At 68.1% G+C, this 22,420-nt stretch carries 15 protein-coding genes; 4 read left to right on the top strand and 11 right to left on the bottom strand.

The window, feature by feature from the left end; all coding sequences use genetic code 11:
- Positions 1-109: 109 nt before the first annotated feature.
- The 8 genes from acnA to I8J34_RS10060 form a co-directional block, all read right to left on the bottom strand.
- A complete protein-coding gene (acnA, locus tag I8J34_RS10095) occupies positions 110-2,842 on the bottom strand; it encodes an aconitate hydratase AcnA (protein ID WP_214361274.1) in 2,733 nt (910 codons plus the stop codon).
- A gap of 79 nt (positions 2,843-2,921) precedes the next feature.
- Positions 2,922-3,587 (bottom strand): FAD-binding oxidoreductase, encoded by a 666-nt coding sequence (locus I8J34_RS10090; protein WP_214361273.1) that lies wholly within the window; start codon positions 3,585-3,587, stop codon positions 2,922-2,924.
- Positions 3,588-3,764: 177 nt separating this feature from the next.
- Positions 3,765-4,457 carry a potassium channel family protein gene (locus tag I8J34_RS10085; protein WP_214361272.1) on the bottom strand — a complete coding sequence of 231 codons (693 nt, stop codon included), beginning with the start codon at positions 4,455-4,457 and terminating at the stop codon, positions 3,765-3,767.
- Entirely contained in the window at positions 4,450-5,778 is a 1,329-nt protein-coding gene (locus I8J34_RS10080) for a TrkH family potassium uptake protein (RefSeq protein WP_214361271.1), read from the bottom strand. Before I8J34_RS10080 ends, I8J34_RS10085 begins: the two co-directional genes overlap by 8 nt.
- 4 nt (positions 5,779-5,782) lie before the next feature.
- Complete coding sequence (locus tag I8J34_RS10075; protein ID WP_214361270.1) at positions 5,783-6,163, bottom strand: DUF6394 family protein; 381 nt, start codon at positions 6,161-6,163, stop codon at positions 5,783-5,785.
- A gap of 99 nt (positions 6,164-6,262) precedes the next feature.
- Positions 6,263-6,952 (bottom strand): two-component system response regulator KdpE, encoded by a 690-nt coding sequence (gene kdpE / locus I8J34_RS10070; RefSeq protein ID WP_214361334.1) that lies wholly within the window; start codon positions 6,950-6,952, stop codon positions 6,263-6,265.
- On the bottom strand, positions 6,952-8,493 hold the full coding sequence (locus tag I8J34_RS10065; RefSeq protein ID WP_214361269.1) for a DUF4118 domain-containing protein: 1,542 nt from the start codon (positions 8,491-8,493) through the stop codon (positions 6,952-6,954). The genes kdpE and I8J34_RS10065 overlap by 1 nt, the downstream gene beginning before the upstream one ends.
- A gap of 159 nt (positions 8,494-8,652) precedes the next feature.
- On the bottom strand, positions 8,653-9,018 hold the full coding sequence (locus I8J34_RS10060; protein ID WP_214361268.1) for a YajD family HNH nuclease: 366 nt from the start codon (positions 9,016-9,018) through the stop codon (positions 8,653-8,655).
- A 231-nt stretch (positions 9,019-9,249) separates the two neighbouring features.
- On the opposite strand from I8J34_RS10060, the gene I8J34_RS10055 reads away from it, so the two are divergent.
- Positions 9,250-9,609 carry a translation initiation factor Sui1 gene (locus I8J34_RS10055; protein ID WP_214361267.1) on the top strand — a complete coding sequence of 120 codons (360 nt, stop codon included), beginning with the start codon at positions 9,250-9,252 and terminating at the stop codon, positions 9,607-9,609.
- A 137-nt stretch (positions 9,610-9,746) separates the two neighbouring features.
- Complete coding sequence (locus I8J34_RS10050; protein WP_214361266.1) at positions 9,747-11,846, top strand: TonB-dependent receptor family protein; 2,100 nt, start codon at positions 9,747-9,749, stop codon at positions 11,844-11,846.
- Between the two features lie 61 nt (positions 11,847-11,907).
- Here the strand turns inward: I8J34_RS10050 and I8J34_RS10045 are convergent, their stop codons facing one another.
- Positions 11,908-14,703, bottom strand: coding sequence for an AMP-binding protein (locus I8J34_RS10045; protein ID WP_214361265.1), 2,796 nt, complete (start codon positions 14,701-14,703; stop codon positions 11,908-11,910).
- Positions 14,704-15,123: 420 nt separating this feature from the next.
- Between I8J34_RS10045 and I8J34_RS10040 the strand changes: the two genes are divergently transcribed.
- Both I8J34_RS10040 and I8J34_RS10035 read left to right on the top strand, forming a co-directional pair.
- Complete coding sequence (locus I8J34_RS10040) at positions 15,124-16,296, top strand: porin (protein WP_214361264.1); 1,173 nt, start codon at positions 15,124-15,126, stop codon at positions 16,294-16,296.
- Positions 16,297-16,400: 104 nt separating this feature from the next.
- Positions 16,401-16,880 carry a DUF302 domain-containing protein gene (locus tag I8J34_RS10035; protein WP_214361263.1) on the top strand — a complete coding sequence of 160 codons (480 nt, stop codon included), beginning with the start codon at positions 16,401-16,403 and terminating at the stop codon, positions 16,878-16,880.
- 52 nt (positions 16,881-16,932) lie between these two features.
- Here I8J34_RS10035 and I8J34_RS10030 read toward each other — a convergent pair whose 3' ends face one another.
- Together I8J34_RS10030 and I8J34_RS10025 are read right to left on the bottom strand one after the other, a co-directional pair.
- Positions 16,933-20,301 carry an EAL domain-containing protein gene (locus I8J34_RS10030; protein WP_214361262.1) on the bottom strand — a complete coding sequence of 1,123 codons (3,369 nt, stop codon included), beginning with the start codon at positions 20,299-20,301 and terminating at the stop codon, positions 16,933-16,935.
- Positions 20,302-20,600: 299 nt separating this feature from the next.
- The gene (locus I8J34_RS10025; RefSeq protein WP_214361261.1) at positions 20,601-22,223 is read right to left on the bottom strand and encodes a methyl-accepting chemotaxis protein; all 1,623 of its coding nucleotides are present in this window, start codon (positions 22,221-22,223) and stop codon (positions 20,601-20,603) included.
- Between the last annotated feature and the right edge of the window lie 197 nt (positions 22,224-22,420).

The following is a 22,420-nucleotide window of genomic DNA, read 5'->3' as shown; positions in this document are numbered from 1 at the left end:
TGATCCGGAACGATCGGCAGATCGTCGACAATGTCCCGCGTACTCGATGTTGCATGAGGGCAATCCGCCCTGGGGCGCTTCATCCCGCGCTGTTGTGCCGGCCCGGCCATTACCCGCGCGCGAGCTGGCGCAGCACGTAGTGCAGGATGCCGCCGTGCTGGTAGTAGTCCCACTCCTTGGGCGTATCTATCCGCACCCGGGCGGTGAAGGCCTCGCCGCCCTCGACATGGATGCGCACTTCACGGTCCCCCGGCGAGAACGGCTCGATGTCGAAAGACTCCTTGCCGGTCAGGCCGAGCGATTCGGCCGACTCGCCGTCCATGAACTGCAGCGGCAGCACGCCCATGCCGACCAGATTCGAGCGGTGGATGCGCTCGTAGCTTTGGGCCAGCACGGCGCGCACGCCGAGCAGCAGCGTGCCCTTGGCCGCCCAGTCGCGGCTCGAGCCGGTGCCGTATTCCTTGCCGGCGATGACGATCAGCGGCGTGCCCTCGGACTGGTAGCGCATCGCCGCATCGTAGATCGTCATCTTCTGATCGTCGGGCTGGAAGCGCGTCCAGCTGCCCTCGGTGCCGGGGGCGAGCTGGTTCTTCAGGCGCACGTTGGCGAAGGTGCCGCGCATCATCACCTCGTGATTGCCGCGCCGCGAGCCGTAGGAGTTGAAGTCGGCGGTGTCCACGCCGAGGCTGTGCAGGTAGTCGCCCGCCGGGCTGTCGGGCTTGATCGCGCCGGCCGGCGAGATGTGGTCGGTGGTGATCGAGTCGCCCAAAAGGGCCAGCACGCGCGCGCCTTCGATCGGCGCGATCGCCGGCGGGTCCTGCGTCATGTCCTGGAAGTACGGCGGGTTGCGGATGTAGGTCGAGTCCTCGGGCCAGTCGTAGCGGCGCTCTTGGGGGGTGTCCATGTCCGCCCAGCGCGCGTCGCCCTTGAACACGTCGGCGTAGATCTTGCGGAACATCTCGCGGTCGATCAGCGCGATGGCGTCCTGCACGACCGTCAGCGAGGGCCAGATGTCCTTGAGGTACACCGGCTTGCCGTCGGCGTCGTCGCCGAGCGGGTCGCGGGTGAGGTCGACGTCCATGCGCCCGGCCAGCGCATAGGCCACCACCAGCGGCGGCGAGGCGAGGAAGTTGAGCTGCACTTCGGGATGCACCCGGCCCTCGAAGTTGCGGTTGCCCGACAGCACCGAGGCCACGGCGAGCTGCTTGTCCTGCACCGCGTCGCGGATCGGATCGGGCAGCGGGCCGGAGTTGCCGATGCAGGTGGTGCAGCCATAGCCGACGACATCGAAGCCCAGCCCGACCAGGTCGTCGAGCAGCCCGGCGCGTTCGAGATAGTCGGTGACGACGCGCGAGCCCGGCGCCAGCGAGGTCTTGACCCAGGGCCGGGTCTTCAGCCCGCGCGCCAGCGCGTTGCGCGCCAGCAGGCCGGCGGCCATGATCACGCTCGGGTTGGAGGTGTTGGTACAGCTGGTGATCGCGGCGATCACCACGGCGCCGTCGCTCAGATCGAAGGACTCGCCCTTCATGCTCACGCGCGCGCTGCCGGCCGGCTGCAGCGCGCTCTCGCCCACCGCGGTAGTGCCGCCTTCGTCCTGCAGGCGGGCGATGGCCTCCTGTTGCGTCGGGTTGCCCTCGCGCGAGGCCTGCAGGTCGCGCAGGTGGTGGCCGATGACGGTCTTCGCCTCGGCCAGCGCGATGCGGTCCTGGGGCCGCTTGGGCCCGGCGATGCTGGGCACCACGTCGCCCAGGTCGAGCTCGACACGCTGGCTGTACTCGGCCTCGGGACTGTCGGCGGTATGGAACAGGCCCTGCGCCTTGGCATAGGCCTCGACCAGCGCCACGGTGTCGTCGTCGCGCCCGGTCAGGCGCAGGTAGCGCAGGGTTTCGTCGTCGATCGGGAAGATGCCGCAGGTGGCGCCGTACTCGGGCGCCATGTTGGCGATGGTGGCGCGGTCGGCCAGCGGCATCGCCGCCAGGCCCGGGCCGAAGAACTCGACGAACTTGCCCACCACGCCCTGCTTGCGCAGGATCTCGGTGACCGTCAGCACCAGGTCGGTGGCGGTCACCCCTTCGGCCAGCTGGCCGCTCAGGCGGAAGCCGACCACCTCGGGGATCAGCATGGTGATCGGCTGGCCAAGCATCGCCGCCTCGGCCTCGATGCCGCCCACGCCCCAGCCGAGCACGCCCAGGCCGTTGATCATGGTGGTGTGCGAGTCGGTGCCGACCAGGGTGTCCGGGTAGCTCAGCCGCTCGCCGTCCTGCTCGACGGTGAACACCACGCGGGCCAGGTGTTCCAGATTGACCTGGTGGACGATGCCGGTGGCCGGCGGCACCACGCGAAAATTGGAGAACGCCTGCTGGCCCCAGCGCAGGAACTGGTAGCGCTCGCGGTTGCGCTGGTATTCGAGCTTGGCATTGAGGTCGAGCGAATCGGCCGAGCCGTAATGGTCGACCATCACCGAATGGTCGATCACCAGCTCGGCCGGCGCCAGCGGGTTGATCTTCTCCGGGTCGCCGCCCAGCGCCTGCATGGCGTCGCGCATCGCCGCCAGATCGACGATCGCCGGTACGCCGGTGAAGTCCTGCATCACCACCCGCGCCGGCGTGAAGGCGATCTCGCGATCCTGATGCTCGGCCGGGCGGTTGGCGGCCACGGCGAGGATGTCGTCGCGGGTAATCGACTCGCCGTCTTCGAAACGCAGCAGGTTTTCGAGCAGGATCCGCGTCACATAGGGCAGACGCCCCAGGTCGCAATGATCGCGCAGCGCATCCAGGCGGTAGTAGACATGGTCCTGGTCACCGACCTTGAAGCTGGCGCGGGCGTTGAAGCTGTCACTCATGGCGTGCTCTCCCGGGTTCTTATTCACATTTCAGTCTAGTGGCTCATCTGGCGGGCCGCCGATCAGGCATGCCCACCGGCTATTCTTCGAACACCAGATGCTGCGGGTCGGCGCCGAGCGATTCGAGCGCCGCCATCACCGCCTCGGTAAAACCCGGCGGGCCGCAGACATAGAAGTTCTGCCCGAAATCGCTGATCTTCTCGGCCAGAAACTTCTCGTCCACGCGGCGTGACGCCAGCCCGGGCGCCGACTCGCCGGTGCACGTGAAGCAGCATCGCTCGCCCAGGTAAGCCATCAACTCCTGCTGGCAGATGATGTTGGCCGGCGTCTTGTTGCTGAAGATCAGGCTGTGCCGGGCGATCGTGCCCGCCTGCGCGAGCTCGCGCAGGATGGCGATGAAGGGCGTGATGCCCGCGCCACCGGCAACGAACACGCCCGGCCCGCGATAGGCGATGGTGCCGAAGGGCTCGGAGATCGTCAGCGTCGCGCCGGGCTGCAGGGTATGCAGCTTCTTGGTCATGCCGTCGTGATCGGCATAGCCCTTGATGGTGAACTCCAGGACGCGGTCCGATCTGAGCGAGGTGGGCGTGAAGGGGCGTTTCTCGTCACGCCACTCGGGCAGGTCGATGGCCAGTTCGACGCCCTGGCCCGGCGTGAAATCAAAATCGTCCGGCCGCGTGAACACCAAGCGCTTGGTGTCGTGCGTGACCGGGGTGCTCATCAACAACTGGATGGTCTGCGCCATGGCTCTCCTCCTTGGCCGGGGTGGATGCAGGCGTTGGCGCCTGTCATGAGCTCGGGCCACCTGTCCGGCGGCATACCGTCGGCTCTTCCGGCTTCCGGAGGGTCTGACGACAAACGCTCAGCGATGTTCAATGCAATTGGAAAACCCAGGCAGACGCCCCGGGTGCGCGCCGAGCCCTCAGCGCTTGGTGTGGCTGGCGAACTGCTCGACCTTGCGGGTCGGCCCCGACACGATCAGCAGATCGTCGGCGAGGACCAGGGTGCCGGGGGTGGCATGCTGGAAGTCCTCGTTGGCGCGCTTTACCCCGACGACGGTCACGCCGAACTTTTCCCGCGCACGCGATTCGGCCAGCACGCAGTTGTGCAGGGGGGCGGGCGCGTGGACCTTGGCGATGGCGAATCCATCATCGAATTCGATGTAGTCCATCATGCGGCCCGACACGAGATGCGCGACCCGCTCGCCCATGTCGGCCTCCGGATAGACCGCATGATGCGCGCCGATGCGCTGGGCGATCTGGCCGTGCTCGGCGGTCAACGCCTTGACCCAGATGTCCGGGATGCCCAGCTCGGTCAGCGCCATGACGGTCATCAGGCTCGACGCCAGATCGGTGCCGATACCGACGACGGCATGCGCAAAATCGGCAACGCCGAGCTGGCGCATGATGCCGACGTTGGTCGCGTCGGCCTGCACCGTGTGCGTGAGCAGATCGGCCCACGCCTGGACCGGCTCGGCGTCGCTGTCGATGCCCATCACGTCGTGCCCCAGCCGCATCAAGGACTGCGCGACCGAACTGCCGAATCGCCCCAGACCGATGACAACCACGCTGTCGCCCTTCGAGAAGGCGAACTGTTCGGTAAATAGCCTAGCCAACAATGGGATGCTCCTCGGGATATCGATAGGGCATGCGCCGCTCGCCCAGCGCCAGGGATGCGGCCAGGGTGATCGTGCCGACCCGGCCGACGTACATCAGCAAGGTGAGCATCAGTTGCCCCGACTCGGGAAGATCGGCCGTGATGCCGGTCGACAGACCGACGGTGCCGAACGCGGAAATCACTTCGAAGATGACCTGATCGGTCGGGATGTCGCTGCCGCGCAGGATGAACAGCGTCCCGACGACGACCATGGCGCTGCCCAGCACGAGCACCGTGATGGCCTGGCGCTGCGCCGAGTGGCTGACCCGGCGGCCGAAGCCCTCGCTGTCGCTGAGCCCGCGGATCTCGGCGACCACCAGCATCAGCAGGATCGCGACGGTCCCCACCTTGACGCCGCCGGCCGTGCCCGCGCTGCCGCCGCCGACGAACATCAGGAAATAGTGCAGCGCCCAGCTCTCGTGGGTCAGCGCGCCGATGTCGATGGCGTTGAAGCCCGCCGTGCGCGCCGACACCGAGGCAAAGGCCGCCGCCAGCAGTTTGCCGGGGATCGACATCGGCCCAAGCGTCTTCGGGTTCGACCACTCCATGGCCAGCAAGGTCGCGGCACCGCCGACGAGCAGGATGGCGGTGGCCGACAGCGTGAGCTTGGTGTGCAGCGACCAGTGCCGCGGATCGTGCCACTTGGTCCGGAGGTCGTGCAGCACCGGGAAGCCGATCCCACCGACGATGATCGCCACCATCACCGGCAGCAGGATCAGCGCATCGCCCGCGTAGCGCATCAGGCTGTCCGGGTAGATGGAAAAGCCCGCGTTGTTGAAGGCCGACACCGCATGGAACAGCCCGCTCCACGCCGCCTCGCCCCACGGCAGCCCATGGCTGACATGCAGCCTCAGGGTCAGGAGGGTGGCGATCAGGCATTCCGAGGCGAAAGTCGTCACCAGCACCAGCCGGGCAACGCTCGACACATCGCCGAGACCGAGCGCATGGGTTTCGACCTGGGTGATCAGCTTGGTGCGCAGGCGCAACGAGCGGTTCACCATGAGCCCCAGCAAGGTGGCCGCGGTCATCATGCCGAAACCGCCGATCTGGAACAGCACCATGATCACCGTCTGCCCGAAGGTGGACCAGTAGGTGCCGGTGTCCACCACCACCAAGCCGGTCACGCACACCGCCGACACCGCGGTGAAGAAGGCGGTCAGCCACGGCACCTCGCCCGCCGTGGCATGCGACAGCGGCAGCAGCAACAGGACGGTGCCGGTGACGATGGCGAACAGAAAGGCGAGCGCGACCGCCCGGGTCGGATGAAGCAGGGTTTTCATGCGTTCAGACCGGCGATCGCAGCGTGACCGAACAATCGACGATCAGGCAGGTGACCGACACGATGTTGGCCAGCAAGGCACCGCCCGTCAGGGCGACGGCGCCGGCCATGAACCCGGCGCCGACGGGGCCGCTCGACGCCCCCCAGGCCAGCGCCGCCGTCAGCAGCTGAACGACCACCACCAGGCGTGCGGCCAGCGCGACCGCGTCGAGGCCGGTTCTGTGCCGGAGGCTCACCACGAGGGCGAATCCGCTGGCGACGAGGGTCGCCAGCCACATCGCGGCCTGGTGATGCATCGGACGATGGATGTCGCCCACGAAGAGCGCCAGGTTCAACGACGCCGCGAGGACGACTAGCCATGCGAAAACGATTGTCTTGAGCCTCATCTCCCGACCGCCCCTCCGGGCTTCCCGATCTGGTCGGAAGCCTACGCACATGGACGTAAAGATGGCGTAAAAATCGCCCGCGCCGCGGACGGCAACCCCTCACACCTGAAAGCGGTACCCCACCCCGATTTCGGTGCGCAGGTGCTGCGGCTGCGTGGGGTCGGCTTCGAGCTTCTGGCGCAGATGCCCGATGTAGATGCGCAAGTAGTGTGTGCTCTCGACATAGGCCGGCCCCCACACCGCGCGCAGCAAATGCCGGTGGGTCATCACCTTGCCCGCATTGGCGAGCAGGACGGTCAGCAGGCGGTATTCGAGCGCGGTCAGATGGACCGGTGCCCCGCCCCGCTGCACCGCGCGCCGCACCAGATCGACCTCGACATCGCCGAAGCGCACCAGCGTCTCGCCTGGGGCGGTCGACGCGGCGGCTCGGCGCAGATGGGCACGCACCCGGGCCAGCAGTTCGCCCACCGAAAACGGTTTGGTCAGGTAATCGTCCGCACCGGCATCGAGCGCCGAGATCTTGTCTGCCTCGTCGGAACGCGCCGACAGCACCAGCACCGGCATCGACGACCATTCGCGCACGGCGCTGACGAATGCGGCGCCATCGCCGTCGGGCAGTCCGAGATCCAGCACCACCAGCGCCGGGTGCGCCGCCGCGGCTTCGACGAGCGCCTGTTTCAGCGTGCCGGCCTCGCACACCCGGTAGCCGGCGCGTTCGAGTGTCTGCCGGACAAGGCGCCGGATCTGCTGCTCGTCATCGACCACCAGGATGCAGCTCTCGGCGGCCATCACGCGCCCTCTCCCGCAGGCAAGGCCGGTTCCGGTTCGAGGCTCGGCGGTTCGCCGCCGGCCGGCAGGGTGAAGCGGACGCAGGCGCCGCCCTCCGCCAGGTTCGAGGCGTCGATCTGCCCGCCGTGTGCTGCGACGATGGAGCGGCAGATGGCCAGCCCCAGCCCGACACCCGAAATCGACGAGGGCGAGTTGCCACGCGCGAACAACGCAAAAACCTGCGCCAGGCTGTCCGGTGAAAACCCACCGCCGCCATCGTGCACCTCGACGACCACGCCTCCGGCGTCGTTCCGCACCTGCACCACGATGCCCGAACCGGGCGGCGAGTATTTCGCCGCATTCTCGAGCAGGTTGCAGAACACGCGTTCCATGAGCACCGCGTCCATCGCGACGAGCGGCAACGCCGGTGCCAGCAGGACTTTCACGGGGTGCTCGTTGAGCGCATCGCCGAGCATCTGGATGCTGGCGCCGATCACGTCGTCGATGGCCTGCCATTCCTTGCGCAAACACACTTGGCCGGACTGCAGCCGGGCCATGTCGAGGAGTTTTTCCACCATCTGGTTGAGGCGCCGCGCCTGGTCGCGGATCGCCCGCGCCGCCTCGCGCTCCTCGGCGCCGAGCGCCCCCTCGGCCAGCGACAACGCGTCGGCCTGGCCGAACAGCACCGTGAGCGGCGTGCGGATGTCGTGCGAGATCGACGAGAGAATCGAACTCTTCAACCGCTCTGCCTCGGTTTCCATCTGGCTGGCCTGGGCCCGCGCCACCAGATGCAGACGCTCGAGCGCGATGGCCGTCAGCGAGGCGACCGCTTCGAACATCGGCCCGAGCCCATCGACGGCTTCGCCACCCGGCAGGCCGACCGACAGGACACCTTCGCAACGTGTCGCGCCGTGCAGGGGAATCAACAGGCCCGATGCTTCGGGCGCCTGGGCATGGCGGACCGGCAGGCGCCCCCCGCCGCGATAGACCTGCTCGAGCGCCGCGGCATCGACATCGGCGGGCCGGGTCGCGGCCTCGGGAAATCCGCGCAAGGTATCGCCGGCATCGGGCAGGAAAAACCGGGCCTCTGCCCAGGTGCGCTGATGCACGAAGCTCGCCACCCGTGCCACCACCTCGTCGGCCGACATGGCCCCCGCCAGGGCTTTTGCCAGTGCGTAGAGCGCCTTCGACTCGTGCTCACGGTCGCGCGCCTCGTCGACGCTGGCCTGCAGGTGGGTCGTCAGATGGCTGATCACCAGCGACACGACCAGCATCACGGCAAAGCTCACCAGGTACTGGACATCGCTGACCAGAAAGGAGAGATGGGGCGGCACGAAGAAGAAATCCAGCAACGCGACGCTGACGAAGCTGGCGACGATCGCCGGCGAGCGCCCCAGCCAAACGGCGATCAGCACCACCGTCACCAGCAGCAGCATCGCGATGTTGGTCAGATCCAGCAGATGACGCAGCGGCAGGCAGACCGTGGCGGTGAGGATGCAGGCGACGACCGCGACAACCTGGCTCGCCACGGGCGAAAGATGATGCTGGCGAAGGTTTCCCATGGCGGCTATCGGTGTCCTGCAGTCTTGCAACAGCACTGAATTCTGCGGCGGTGCGCATAAAAACGGCGTAAACGCGGCATGCAACCCGCCATCGGCGCACCGGCCGCTTGAACGATCATCGGCCCCGGTTTGCGCAGCACACCCGCCGGAGGGCGCCCCTCACTCCCCCTTGCCCAGCAAGCCCTTCAACCCGGCGAAGGGCGAATGCGTGGCGACCGGGCCGCGCTCGGTCTGCCTGCTGCCGCCGGCCGCGGCTTCGGCCTGGCGTTGATGTTCGTTGTCGTGGCAGTAGAGGCACAGCAGCTCCCAGTTGCTGCCGTCGGGCGGGTTGTTGTCATGGTTGTGGTCGCGGTGGTGCACCGTCAGTTCGCGCAGGTTGGCATGGGTGAAGGTGCGCGCACAGCGGCCGCAGATCCAGGGGTAGATCTTGAGCGCGCGCTCGCGGTAGCCCTGGGCGCGGGTGTCGGCGGCGCGGCGGGCGTCGGCGACGATGCGGTCGAGTTTGTTGGGATCAGGGGTTTTCATGCGGGGGCTCCAGTCGGTTCCTTGGCATGATAGCGGTCTCGCTGCATGGCGGGCGACTGCCTCAAAATGCAGCAGCGGATCGATCATGAGTGAATCCACTCATACGTCCGTTTGTCCAAAGACTTATCCACAGAAATTGTGGACAACTCAATATCGGTTCCGATCCGGTTGGCCGTCGGCGGCGCCACGGTTAGACTGCGGCCGCATCCACCCAGCACTCCGAGGACTCCCATGCGTAAATCCGGCTCTGGCGGGCTCGTCTATTCCACCGACAGCGGCCGCATGTGCCCCGACTGCCGCCAGCCGGTGGCCGACTGCCGCTGCGCCTCGGCCGCGCCGGTGGCCAAGGGCGACGGCATCGTGCGTGTCAGCCGCGAGACCAAGGGGCGTGGCGGCAAGGCGGTGACCGTGGTGCGCGGCGTGGCGCTGAACGCCATCGAACTGGCGGCGCTGGGCAAGAATCTGCGCGCCGGCTGCGGCACCGGTGGCACGGTCAAGGACGGGGTGATCGAGATCCAGGGCGACCACTGCGAGCGGGTGATCGAAGCGCTGAAGAAGGACGGCTTCACGGTCAAGCGCGCGGGCGGTTGAGGCCGGACGCTGAGGCCGAGCGCCGAGGCCGGCGAATCATGATTTTCATGAGTCGGACACCCGGCAGTCGCGGTCGCCGACGGCCACGCGGGGTGGCACACTGAGGGCACATTCAGGCCCCTCACGGAATCTTGCCCATGCGACGCCCCCGCTCTACCCCCCGCCCGCTGCTCCTCGCCCTGCTCCCGGTGTTCGCCGGCAGCGCCGCCGCGGCCGATACCGCCGTGCTCAACCCGGTGGTGGTCACCGGCAGCCGCGCCGAGGCCGAGAGTTTCGACCTGCCCTACTCCATCGACGTGGTCGACAGCCGCACGATCAGCGAGGGCAAGCTCGGCGTGAATGCCTCCGAAGCGCTGGCCGGCGTGCCCGGCCTGGTGGTGCAGAACCGCAACAACTATGCGCAGGATCTGCAGATCTCCTCGCGCGGCTTCGGCACCCGCGCCGCCTTCGGGGTGCGCGGCATCAAGCTGATCACCGACGGCATCCCGGCCAGCACGCCGGACGGCCAAGGCCAGGCAGCCACCTTCAACCTCGACACGGCCGAGCGCATCGAGGTGCTGCGCGGGCCGTTCTCGACGGTGTATGGCGCCAGCTCCGGCGGCGTCATCCAGCTCTTCTCGCGCGATGGCAAGGGCGCGCCCAGCCTCAAGGCGGGCGTCACGGCCGGTTCGTGGGGCACCAGCAAGATCGAGCTGGGCGCCGAGGGCGAGGTCGGCAGCACCGGCTACCTCCTCAACACCTCGCGCTTCGACAGCGACGGCTTTCGCGACCACAGCGCGGTCACCCGTGACCAGGCCTTCGGCAAGCTGACCTTCCGCCCCGACGCCGACAGCGCGCTGCGCCTGACCGTCAGCTCCCTGGCCCAGCACGACACGCAAGACCCGCTCGGCCTCAAGTGGGAGACCTTCAAGCACGACCCGCGCTCGGTGGAGAGCAACGCCACCACCTTCAACACCCGCAAGAGCATCGACCATGTGCAGGGCGGCCTGCAGTATGCCCGCCAGTTCGGCGCCGGGCGGCTGGAGCTCAGCGCCTACGCCGGCACGCGCAGCGTGATCCAGTATCTGTCGATCCCCAAAGGCGCTCAAACGAGCAACACGACCCACTCGGGCGGCGTGGTCGATTTCGAGCGCAACTTCCATGGCCTCGGCGCGCGCTGGATCCACACGCTCGATGCCGGCCCCGGCGAACTGACGCTGACCGGCGGCATCGACTACGACCGCTCGGAAGACGACCGTAAGGGCTACGAGAACTTCATCGGCAGCACGCTGGGCGTCAAGGGCGCGCTGCGCCGCGACGAGATCGACACCGTCACCAGCCTCGACCCCTATGTGCAGGCGGCCTGGAAGCTCGGCGACGTGACCCTGCAGGCCGGCCTGCGCCACAGCCATGTGGAGTACGAGGTCGAGGACGCCTATCTGTCGAACGGCGACGGCAGCGGCGAGGTGAGCTTCCGCAAAACCACCCCGGCCGTGGGTGTGTTGTGGGCGGTCAGCCCCACGCTCAATCTCTATGCCAGCGCGGCGCGCGGCTTCGAAACGCCGACCATCACCGAGATGTCCTACGCCAGCGTTGCAACCGGCGATTTCAACTTCGGCCTCAAGCCGGCGCGCAGCGTGCAGTACGAGCTGGGCGCCAAGGCCTTCCTGAGCGACGATACCCGGCTCAACGCAGCCATCTTCCAGATTCGCACCGATGACGAACTGGTGGTCGCGGACTCCCAGAACGGGCGCACCGTGTATGCCAACGCCGCCAAGACCCTGCGCCAGGGCATGGAGCTGGCGCTCGACTCGGAGTTTTCCGAGCACTGGCGGGCCCGCCTGGCCGTCACCTGGCTGCGCGCCATCTACGACGGCGCCTTCTCCAACGGCAGCCGCTCGGTGCCCGACGGCGCGCGCATGCCCGGCATCCCTGCCGCCAGCGCCTTCGGCGAGATCGTGTGGCGCCCGCGCCAAAACCTGTCGGCCGCGCTGGAGGCCCAGTACCGCAGCAAGGTGTATGTGGAAGACAGCAACACCGACCGCCCGGCGCCGGCCTACACGATCTTCAACCTGCGCCTCACCGCCGAGCAGACGATGGGCCCGTGGAAATTCAACGAGATGGTCCGCCTCGACAACCTCTTCGACCGCACCTATGTCGGCTCGGTCATCGTCGGCGACGGCAACGGCCGCTACTACGAGCCGGGCAGCGGCTTCGGCTGGTTTGCCGGGGTGTCGGCGCGCTACGCCTTCGACTGAGCACCGGCGACACAGCACCTGCCTTGGGCCCGCTTCGGCGGGCCTTTTTCATGCCATGCCCTCACCCACCGCCGGCGTCCGGCTCGCCGCAATGCGCCAGGATGGCCTGCCGCACGGCATCGCGCAGTTCGAGCATGTCGTGCCAGCCCTCGCCCTGCGGCGACACTGGCGGGCAGACGGTGACGCGCAGCGGGCCACGCCGTGGGCGCCATGAGCCGGCCGGCAACACCTGGCGGGTGCCGGCGATGGCCACCGGCACCACCGGCAGCCCGTGCTGCGCGGCGATCTGGAAAGCGCCGAGCCGGAACCCGCGCAGCCCCGGGCTGCTGCCGAAGGTGCCCTCGGCAAAGAACAGCAGCGGCGGCGGCTGGCGCGCGATGTCGCCAAGGCGCTTGAGATCGCCCACGCCCTGACGCGAATCGAAGCGCGACACGAAATGCGCGCCCATGCGCTCGAACAGCGGCCGCATCACCGGGTTGCCCTTGAATTCCCCCTTGGCCACGAAGGCCACCGGCGATGGCAAGGCGGCACCGAGCACCAGCCCGTCGGCGTAGCTGGCGTGGTTGGCCACCAGCAGCACCGGGCCGTCCGGCAAGTTGTCGAGACCGCTCACCGTCATCGGGCAGCCGCTGAGCGTCTGGAAAGCGCGCGCCAGGCGATGCGTTGCGCGCCAGCGCGCGCCGACGCTCGGCAACACGAAGATGGCCAGCGCGGCGAGCGGCGCGAGTAGCCAGAAGGCGGCCCACACCCAGGCGCCGTAGCACCATCCGCCCGCCCGCCGGGCCAGTCCGCGCAGCTGCCCGGCCAGACTGGCCGTCTGCAGGCGCAGCACCTGTAGCCAGGGCGGTCGGGTCGAGGCGCCCAGCGTGTCGTTCAGGTAGGCCTCGCGCACGGCCGCGCGGCGCAGCTTGCCGCTGGAGGTCTTGAGCACCGAATGCGGCAGCGCCAGCACCACCACGTCCGGCGGGATGCCGATCTGCTCGACGGCGGCGCCGGCAATGCGCTGCTCGAGCGCCGCGCGTCGCTCGGCATCGGTCTCGCGGGTTTCGGCCACCACCACCAGTTGCTCGTCCGCCGCCTGCACATCGACCACGCCGAAGACCGCCACGCAGCCCTTGCGCACGCCGGCCAGCTCGCCGACAGCCTGCTCCAGATCGTAGGGGTAGAAGTTGCGCCCGCCGCGGATGATCAGGTCTTTCTCGCGGCCGGTGATGTAGAGCTCGCCATCGGCCAGGTAGGCGTAGTCGCCGGTCACCAGCCAGTCGCCATCGAACAGCTTGGCGCTGGCGGCCGGGTTGCGGTAGTAGCCGCGGGTGGCCGAGGGGCCGCGGAATTCGAGCCGGCCGACACGTCGCTCGGGCAGCGCGCGGCCGTCGCCATCGACCACGCGCAGACTGTGGTCGGGCAAGGGCTGGCCGCAGGCGATGAAGCGCAGCGCCTCGGCGCTATCGGGCACCGGCTCCGCCAGGCCGCGGGTGCGCATCGGCTCGGGCGCCACGCGGTCGATGCGCACGCCGCGCCCCGGCGGCGGCACGCACAGGCCAACCGTTGCTTCGGCCAGGCCATAGACCGGCGCCAGCGCCTCCGGGCGCAGGCCGTAGCGAGCGAAGGTCTGCGCGAAGCGGTCCAGCGTGTCGGCATTGACCGGCTCGGCGCCGTTGGCCGCGAGCCGCCAGGAGGACAGGTCCAGCCCGTCCAGCGTCTTGTCGGCGAGGCGCTTGACGCATAGTGCGAAGGCGAAATTGGGCGCCGCGGTCACCGTGCCGCGATGGCGGTGGATGGCCCACAGCCAGCGCTCGGGCCGGGCGAGGAAGTCGAGCGGCGACATCAGCACCAGCGGGCAGCCGTGGTAGAGGCTGCCCAGCCAGGCGCCGATCAGCCCCATGTCGTGATAGAGCGGCAGCCAGCTGACGGCGACATCGGTCGAGCCCAGCCCCACCGCCCGCCCCCAGGCGCGGATGTTGGCCAGCAGGTTGCGATGGCTGAGCATCACGCCCTTGGGGTCGCCGGTGGAACCCGAGGTGTATTGGATCAGCGCGAGATCTTCGGCATCGGTGGCCACCGGCGCCATGGGCGGGGCATCGAGGTCGGCGGGAGTGAGCACAGTGCGCAAGCTCGGTGAGAGCCCGGTCAACATGCGCGCCAGCGGGCGCACCTGGTCGAAGGTGATCAGCACCGGCGCCTCGCAGTTGCGCAAGATGCCGGCCTGGCGATTGAGGTGGTCTTCGAGCTGCGCGGGGCGCGACGGCGGATACATCGGCACCGGCACGGCGCCGGCCATCAGGATGCCGAAAAAGCAGCGAAAGAAATCGAGCCCCGAGGGCAGCATCAACGCCACGCAGGCCCCGGGCCGCACACCGGCGGCGGTCAGCGCGGCGGCGATGCTGCCGGCGGCCTCGGCCAGCTGGCCGTAGCTCAGGGGCTCGGTCGCGTCCGGCGTGCGGTAGAAGCTCACATGGGTGCGCTCGGGATGGCGCGCCACATGCCACTCGAGCACGTCGATCAGGCGCGGTGCGGCCTCGGGCAGGCCGTCGGCACGCGCCGGCGCGGCCATGCGCGCCTCGTCGGGGGCCGCCGGCCGCGGCCGGTAGCCGGCGCTCACCACCGCGGCCAGCACCTCGCGCGGCGTCAGCGCTTCGCCGAGCACCTCGGACGGCAGCTGCACCTCGAACTCGCGCTCGACACGCGCCAGCAATTCGACCCGGGCCAGGCTATCGAGCCCCAGATCCCGATCGAGCAGACTGTCGAGCCCGGCCTGCAGCCGCGCCCCCGGGCGCAACTCGCCCACCACGGCATCGACCTGCCGCAGGAGTCTGCCAGCGTCATCGTGATTTTCGGGGCCTGGCGGCTGCGCCATGCGAAGCTCCGGTGCTCAGTCCGGGGACGCTTCACCATAGCGTCCGCCCACGGCGATGGGCAAGTTGCCCGCGCAGGCCTTCGCCGTCGTGGCGCGGCCGGTGTTTTCGTGTGCCGCAGAACTGGCATGCGTCACCCCGCCGGCCGGGCACCTGCCCCATCGCGCAGCACCACTGTCCATTTGCTGGACAGCCGCCCGGCCGCGGCCGCGCACCCCTTTTGAATGACCCGCTGGCGAAAACCCGCATCGATGCGGGCTTTGCGCTCGTTTCGCCTGATGAAACGAGCAGTGCTCGCGGCGCGGGCACGAAGATCGCGACTGATCGTTCGCGCCGTGACGGGGTGGAGCACATCCGCCACAGGGAGGCGACCGCGCAATGTCGCGGACATTCAATAAAGACTAAGTATCGGAGACGATCACATGCAAAAAACGCTCATCGCTCGCGCCATCGGCGTGGCCCTCATCGCTGCATCCGGCACCGCCGGCGCGGTCAGCTTCAGCGAAGGCGACAAGACGCTGGACATCAACGCCACGGTCAACGGCTTCTACGCCTTCCGCACCGCCGAGGACGATCGCGGCAAGGTCAACAACTCGGGCATCACCAACGGGCTGCTGCCGGGCTGGATCAACTTCGTGTTCACCACCAAGGCCGAAGGGCTGGACATCAAGGCACACGTGGGCTTCGCCCCGGGCCTGAACAACGATTCGAGCGTGGTCGGCCTGCCGATCTCGAAGAGCGGCAGCGGCCGCCAGGACCCGTACTCGCAGATCGACGTGCGCAACCTGTACTTCCAGTTCGGCAACGCCGACATGGGCACGGTCAAGATCGGTCGCGACATCGGCCTGTTCGGCCAGAAGGTGATCCTCTCCGACATGACCCTGCTCGGCCTGGGCGGCAACACCAACGCCTCGATCCCGTTCAACACCACCTTCGGCATGATCGGCCACGGCTACATGTACACCGGCTTCCAGCCGCAGATCACCTACACCACGCCGGACATGAGCGGCTTCTCGGCCTCTGTCGGCATCTTCCAGCCGAGCGACTTCATCGGCAGCGGCGAAACCTCCACCCCGGGCCTGCAAGCCATCGCCAGCTATGACTGGAAAGGCAACAACCCGGGCTCGGTGTGGGCCGGCCTGATCCATCAGAGCACCGACGAAGGCCTGTCGAACACCGACACCTTCAGCGCCCGCGGCTTCGAGCTCGGCGCCAAGATGGCCTTCGGCCAGTTCGAGGCGATGGCCTACGGCTTCAACGGCAAGGGCCTGGGCCTGTCGACCGTCGGCGCGCTGTTCCACTCGCCCAACGGCGAGACCGACAGCTCCGGCTACTTCGTGCAAGGCACCTACAAGTTCGGCAAGACCAAGCTCGGCCTGAACTACGGCGAGAACAAGGACAAAGGCGGCACGCTGACCGGCAGCAACAAGTTCCGCGGCACCACGCTGGGCGTCTATCACACGCTCAACAAGTACATCACCCTGGTGGCCGAATACAACCAGGAAAAGGCCACCGGCCCGGACGCCATCAACTCCGGCGGCAACGGCGATCTGAAGACGCGCACCATCTCCCTCGGGGGCATCGTCTTCTTCTAAACCCACACGAGCAGACGATCTCCCTCGACTTGAACGGCGCCTTCGGGCGCCGTCTTTTTTTGCCAGCGCCGGTAGAATCGACGCTCCACTTTCGGGAAACCGCCATGCCCCGACTGCCGCAACTACTCGCCGCCTTGAGCCTGACACTCGCCCTCGGCACACCGGCGCGGGCCGACGACATCGTCCATCAGCGCCTGCCCACCGACGACTACGCCACCGCCCGCATCGCGCTCGACGACGCGATCATCGACGAAGGCCTGCGCGTGGCCTCGGTGAGCAATTTCGGCGCCATGCTGACACGCACCGATGCCGATGTGCACCACGGTGCGGCGGTGTATCGCCATGCCGAAGTCTTCGCCTTCTGCAGCGTGCAGGTGGCGGCCCGGCTGGTGCGCGAGACGGCCGAAAACATCGCCCTTTGCCCGCTCACCATCGGTCTGTATCAACTGGGCGCCGGCGAGGACACGCGCATCCACCTCGTCTACCGCCCGCCCGCCGGCCATTCCCCCGGCGCCGAGGCCGGCCGGGCCTTGCTGGCGCGCATCGGCCAGCGGGTGCGGGAGAATTTTCCGGCGGGGCGCTGAGCGCCGAACCGCCCTCCCCCAAACGCTGCGAGGGCGTCAGTGCCGGGGCCGCTCAGCGGCGCTTGGGCTCGGCCTCGGAAACCGGCATCGGCGCCGCATCGCTCGGGCGCACGGCCTGCCCCGCGCCAGCCGCCCGGCGCGACGCGACGCGGGCGGCCTGGTCGCGGAATGCTTCGAGGATCTGGTGGCGCAGGCGCGCTTCGTCCCAGGGTTTGGTAAAGAACTTGTAGATCTCGCCACTGCTCACCGCGGCATGCAGCAGTTCGGATTCGGCATGGCCGGAGATCACGATGCGCAGCATGTCGGGGTAGCGGGTGCCGACCCGCGCAAGCAGCTCGGCGCCGTCCATGTCGGGCATGCGCTGGTCGGTGACGAGGACTTGCACCTCGTTGCTGGCCAGCAGGGCCAGCGCTTCGCGGGCGCTGCGGGCGGTGAGCACGCGGTAGCCCTGACCGTCGAGGGCGAGCGTCATCATCGCCAGCACGGCGGGTTCGTCGTCCACCACCAGCAGGGTTCGGGCGACGGTGGCGTCGGCTGCAATCAGTTTCTTGCCGCTGGCCAGCAGCACGGCGCAGGCCGAGGCGGGCATCGGGGCGCTGTAGTAGTAGCCCTGGATTTCGTCGCAGCCGTGGCGGTTGAGGAATTCGAGTTGCTCCTCGGTCTCGACCCCTTCGGCAATGACCCGCAGGCCCATCTGGTGCGCCAGGGCGATGACCGAGGTGGAGATGGCTTCGGACGCCGCGTCGGTGGCGATCTGCGTGATGAAGCGGCGATCGATCTTGAGCTGGTCGACCGGAAACTCGCTGAGATAGGCGAGGCTGGAGTAGCCGGTGCCGAAGTCATCGATGGCCAGGCGCAGGCCAAGCGCCTTGAGGCGGCGCAGCACGTCGTTGGCCTGCTCGGGGTCTTCCATCAGCGCGCTTTCGGTCAGTTCGAGTTCGAGCAGCGAGGGCGGAAGACCGGTTTCGCGCAGGATCTCGGCCACGGCCTCGACCAGGTTCGGCTGACTCAACTGGTTGGCCGAGAGGTTGACCGCCACCACGATGCGCGGCAGCCCGGCATCGAGCCAGGCCTTGTTCTGCAGACAGGCCTGGCGCAGCGCCCAGGCGCCCAGATGCTGAATCAGCCCGCTCTCTTCGGCGATCGGGATGAAGCGCGACGGCGGCACCTGCTCGTGGGTGAGCGGGTGCGCCCAGCGCGCCAGGGCCTCGACGCCGACGATGCGGCCGGTGATCAGATCCACCTTGGGCTGGTAGTGCAGTTCGAGCGCACAGGACTCCAGCGCGCTGCGCAGCGCGCCCTCGAGCGCCAGCCGTTCCTGGGCATCCTGGTCGAGCGCTTCGGTGCACAGGCAGACGCCGAGGCCGTGGCGCTCGGCATGGTGCAGGGCGATGGTGGCCTTGCGCAGCAGCACGTCGAGATTCCCCCCGTCCTGCGGCATCATGCTGACGCCGGCGTTGATGCTCGGCTGCAGGCGTTCGCCCTGGATGACGACGGGCAGGTTCAAGGTCTCGATGATGCGCGTGACTTTTTCGTGCAGCGTGTCGCGCAGCAGGAGTTCGGGCGTCATCACCACGAACTCGGTGCCGCCGTGGCGCGACACCGTGTCGCCCGCCGCCACGCAGTCGCCCAGCCGCTGGGCGATCACCTTGAGCAACTGGTCGCCCACGTCGCGCCCGAGGCTGTCGTTGATGCGCTTGAAGCGGCCGATGCCGATGGTGATGAAGCCGATCATCGTCCCCCGGTGCTCGGCCTCCGCATGGATCTCGGCAAAGCGCTGGGCCAGCAGGCTACGGTTGGGCAGGCCGGTCAGTTCGTCGTAGGCAGACAGGAAGTTGAGCCGCTCCTCGATGCGCCGGCGTTCGCTGATGTCGCTCTGGATGCTGATGAAATGCGTGATCTGCCCCGTGTCGTCAGTGACCGGGCTGAGCAGCATCGAAGCCCAGTACAACTCGCCGTTCTTGCGCCGGTTGATCATCTCGCCTTCCCACACCTTGCCGCTCAGCGCGGCCTCCCACATCTCGCGGTACAAGGCGGCGGCGGTGCGCTCGGAACGCCAGAAGCCGGCCTTGCGACCGATGGCCTCCTCGCGCGTGTAGCCGGTGATGGCGGTGAATGGCGTGTTGGCATACTCGATGACGCCATGCGCGTCGGTGACGATCATCGCACTGGCGCTTTGCTCGATCAGCGCATCGAGCTTGCGCAGCGCCTCGGTGTCGCGCTCGCGCTGGTGCCGGTCGGCCAGCAGGGTCTGGCGCATGCGTTCGAAGGCCTCGCCGAGCCGGCCCAGTTCGTCGGGCCGCTGTGCCGGCAGCGCCTGGGTGAGATCGCCCGCGGCGATGGTTGCCGCCGCACGCTCCAGTGTCAGCAGCGGATGCAGCACGCGACGGCGCACGCCTTGCACGGCCACACCGAACAACACGGCCATGGCCATGAACAGCAGGATCAGCATGCCTTGGGTATTGACGGCATGGGTGCGCAGCTGGGCGATGTCCGCGTCGAACTGGGCGCTCAGCGCCGAGGACAATCCGAGAATGGCGTCGACTCCGTTGGTGGCCTCGCGATACCACTCTCCGGCGTCCACCGGATAGGGCTCGCCGGCCAGGCTGCGGGCCATGATCTGCGCGCGCAGCGCCTCATAGCGGCCCAGGTAGTCGGCTTCGAAGCGCAGCCGTGCCTGCATCAGTTGCGGCGTGCCCGGCAGGTGCGCCAGGATGGCCTCGGCACGTTGCCGTGCCCGGTCGGCCACCACCCGCTGATCCTCCAGCGTGCGCCACGCATACGCGCTCAAGGGCGCATGACCGGCAATGGCCACGCCGATGGCCGCGCGCTCGCGTCCGGCGTATTCGCTGAGGGTAAACAGCACATCCTTGATGACCAGCGCGGAGGCCAGCGTGTAGCGATTGCCACGCAACGGCTGCATGCTGATCGCCGCCAGATCCTGCAGGCTGCCGATGCGCTGCGTCATCAGCGCGATCCACCGGTCGGCATCGAGCCCGTTGTCCTCGCCGCTCAGGCGCGCGTCGACCTGCGCCCGGAGGGACGCCATGCGGGGCGGGTCCAGCGGCAGCTCGTGCAGCTTCGCGAAGACGGGATGGGTTGCGTCGCGCCGGGCCAGGGATGCCGCCGTCGCATCGAGTCGGGCATGGCGCGCATCCACCGCGGCACGCACACGGTGCATTTCGTCCAGCATCGAGGCTTGAGCAGCGGCCGGGTTGGCGAGAATGGCCGCGGTGATGCCCCGCTCCATCGCCAGCGCCGCACTGGTCTGCTGCGCCACGTCGGCCAGCCGGTTGGCCGCCTGAATCCATTCGACGGCCTTCTGCTTGTCCCGGCTGTCGGCCAACTGCCAATAGCCGGCAGCGGCCGATACCAAGGCCACCAAACAAGCCATGACATAAAACGAAAGTCGTATGTTCATGAAAAGTTGAATCGCAGACGGACGAAGCGCCGGCACGAGCGCAGCGCACCCGAGCGACATCTCGACAGAGTTGCCAAACACCGCATAAATACGTCGTTACAGCAAACTCTCAGCAACAATAACCTCCGCCTCACATCGGACAACAGGTGAGTATCTCGGTCGAAACGACCACGGCAAACCCCATCCTGGATACTACGACCAAAGACTAGCAGAGAATTTTCGCTCCCCATATTGACTGGCCTCAATACTTCTCGTCATGGGCCCCCGTCCCAGGCACCGGCGCCATGCCGCACCGACGCTCAAAGACGAAAGGCGCGCACCGCATTCAACGTGCTGTCGGCCAGCGCCTGAAGCTGCGCCGCCGTGGCATGGGCCTGCCGGGTGGCGGCGCTGTTCTCCTCCGACATCTGCGCAATGCGCTCGACATTGGCGGCAATCTCGTTGCTGGCCACGCTCTGCTCGCGCAAGGCGCTGGATATCTCGTTCACCGCCGCTACCGCCTGCTGCGTGCCGCCGCTGATGGCCTGCATCGACTCGCCCGCCCGGGTCGCCAGATCGACGCCGTCGCCGACCCGCTTCACGGCCTGCTCCATGGTGCTCACCGCCGCGCCCGAGCTGGATTGCATGGTGCCGATCATGTCGCTGATGTCGGTGGTCGCCTGTGCGGTGCGCTCGGCCAGCTTGCGCACCTCGTCGGCCACCACCGCGAAACCGCGCCCCTGTTCGCCGGCGCGCGCTGCCTCGATGGCGGCATTGAGCGCCAGCAGATTGGTCTGCTCGGCCACCTCGCGGATGACCTGCACCACATGCGAGATCCGCTGCGAGCTGTCGCCCACCGCCTGGATGGTGCGCGCGGCCTCCGACACGGTCCGGGCGATACCCTCCATCTCGGCCACCGTGCGGACGATGACCTCGCTGCCGGCCTGCGACAGCCCACCGGCATCGCGCGTCACTTCACGCGCCTCGCCGGCACTGTCGGTGACCTGGCCGATGCTGACCGTCATCTGCTCGACGGCGCTGGCCATGCTGGCGGCGGCGTCGCTCTGATGGGCCGAGCTGCTGGCGATCTGCGCCGAAGCGGCCGCCAGTTGCTCGGCCGCGCCGGCAACGCTGTTGGCGTTGTCGGTCAGGTCGCGAATCATCTGGCGCAGATTGCCCTGCATGGTGCGCAATGCGGCCAGCAGGCTGTGCGTATCGCCATCTCTCACCGCGATATCGACGCTCAGATCGCCCCGGGCAATGGTGTCGACCGCGGCCTTCGCTTCGTCCGGCTCGCCACCCAGCGGCCGCGTCACGGCCATCACGATCCATCGCGTCAACACCAGCGCCAGCACCACCGCCACACCGAGGAAAGCCAGCAGTTGATTGCGCGCACTGGCATAGCTGGCCTTGGCGGCGGCCCCGCTTTGCTCGAGGATGCGGCCTTGCAGGTCGATCAGGCGATCCACCGAAGCCAACAGGGCGTCGAGCGCCGGCACCGTCTCGCTCGCCATGCGGCGCGAGGCGTCCTCGCGCGCGCCCGCTTCGAGCATCCTGGAGACTTCTAGAAACGAGTCGACATAGGTTTTGCGCTTGCCACGGATCTCGGCCAGCATCGCCTTGCCTTCCGGCAGGTAGAGCAAGCCATCGAGTTCGTCGATCAAGGCAGTGATGGCCTTGACGTTGGCCGCGATACGCTGACGGACCGGCGCCGGGTCCGCCGCATGAAACAGCAGGAAGGTTTCGCGGGTGTTGGCGTTCATCAAATCCATGGTGTCGTTGGCCAGCTCGGTCTTGCGCCAATCGACATCCACGATGCGCTCGACCATGCCTTCGAGCGATGCGAGGCGGTTGAGCCCCAGCGCCACGGCCAGCAACAGCAGGCACAGCAACACGCCGAAGCCCAGCGTGAGCCGCAGCGCGATGGTGAGTCGTCCAAACATGGTGGTCAGCCCTCAGAGCAGCGCCGGCCGGCCCATGGCAGGGTCCGGAAGGGGTTCAGCGCGAACGACACGGAGGGCAGGAAGTGGGCCCGGCAAAGACTCGCCGCGTCAGTCTAGGCGGCAGCAACGGCCAGGGCGGCGGGGAATGGGCCGCCCGGGGCGTACGGGTCTGATACGAGTTGCCATGAGACCGCGCA

It is taken from the genome of Denitromonas iodatirespirans (assembly GCF_018524365.1).
In the GTDB taxonomy this organism is placed as follows: domain Bacteria; phylum Pseudomonadota; class Gammaproteobacteria; order Burkholderiales; family Rhodocyclaceae; genus Nitrogeniibacter; species Nitrogeniibacter iodatirespirans.
Note: the sequence above shows the minus strand (reverse complement) of the source record. Positions and strands in the feature narration are given on the sequence as shown.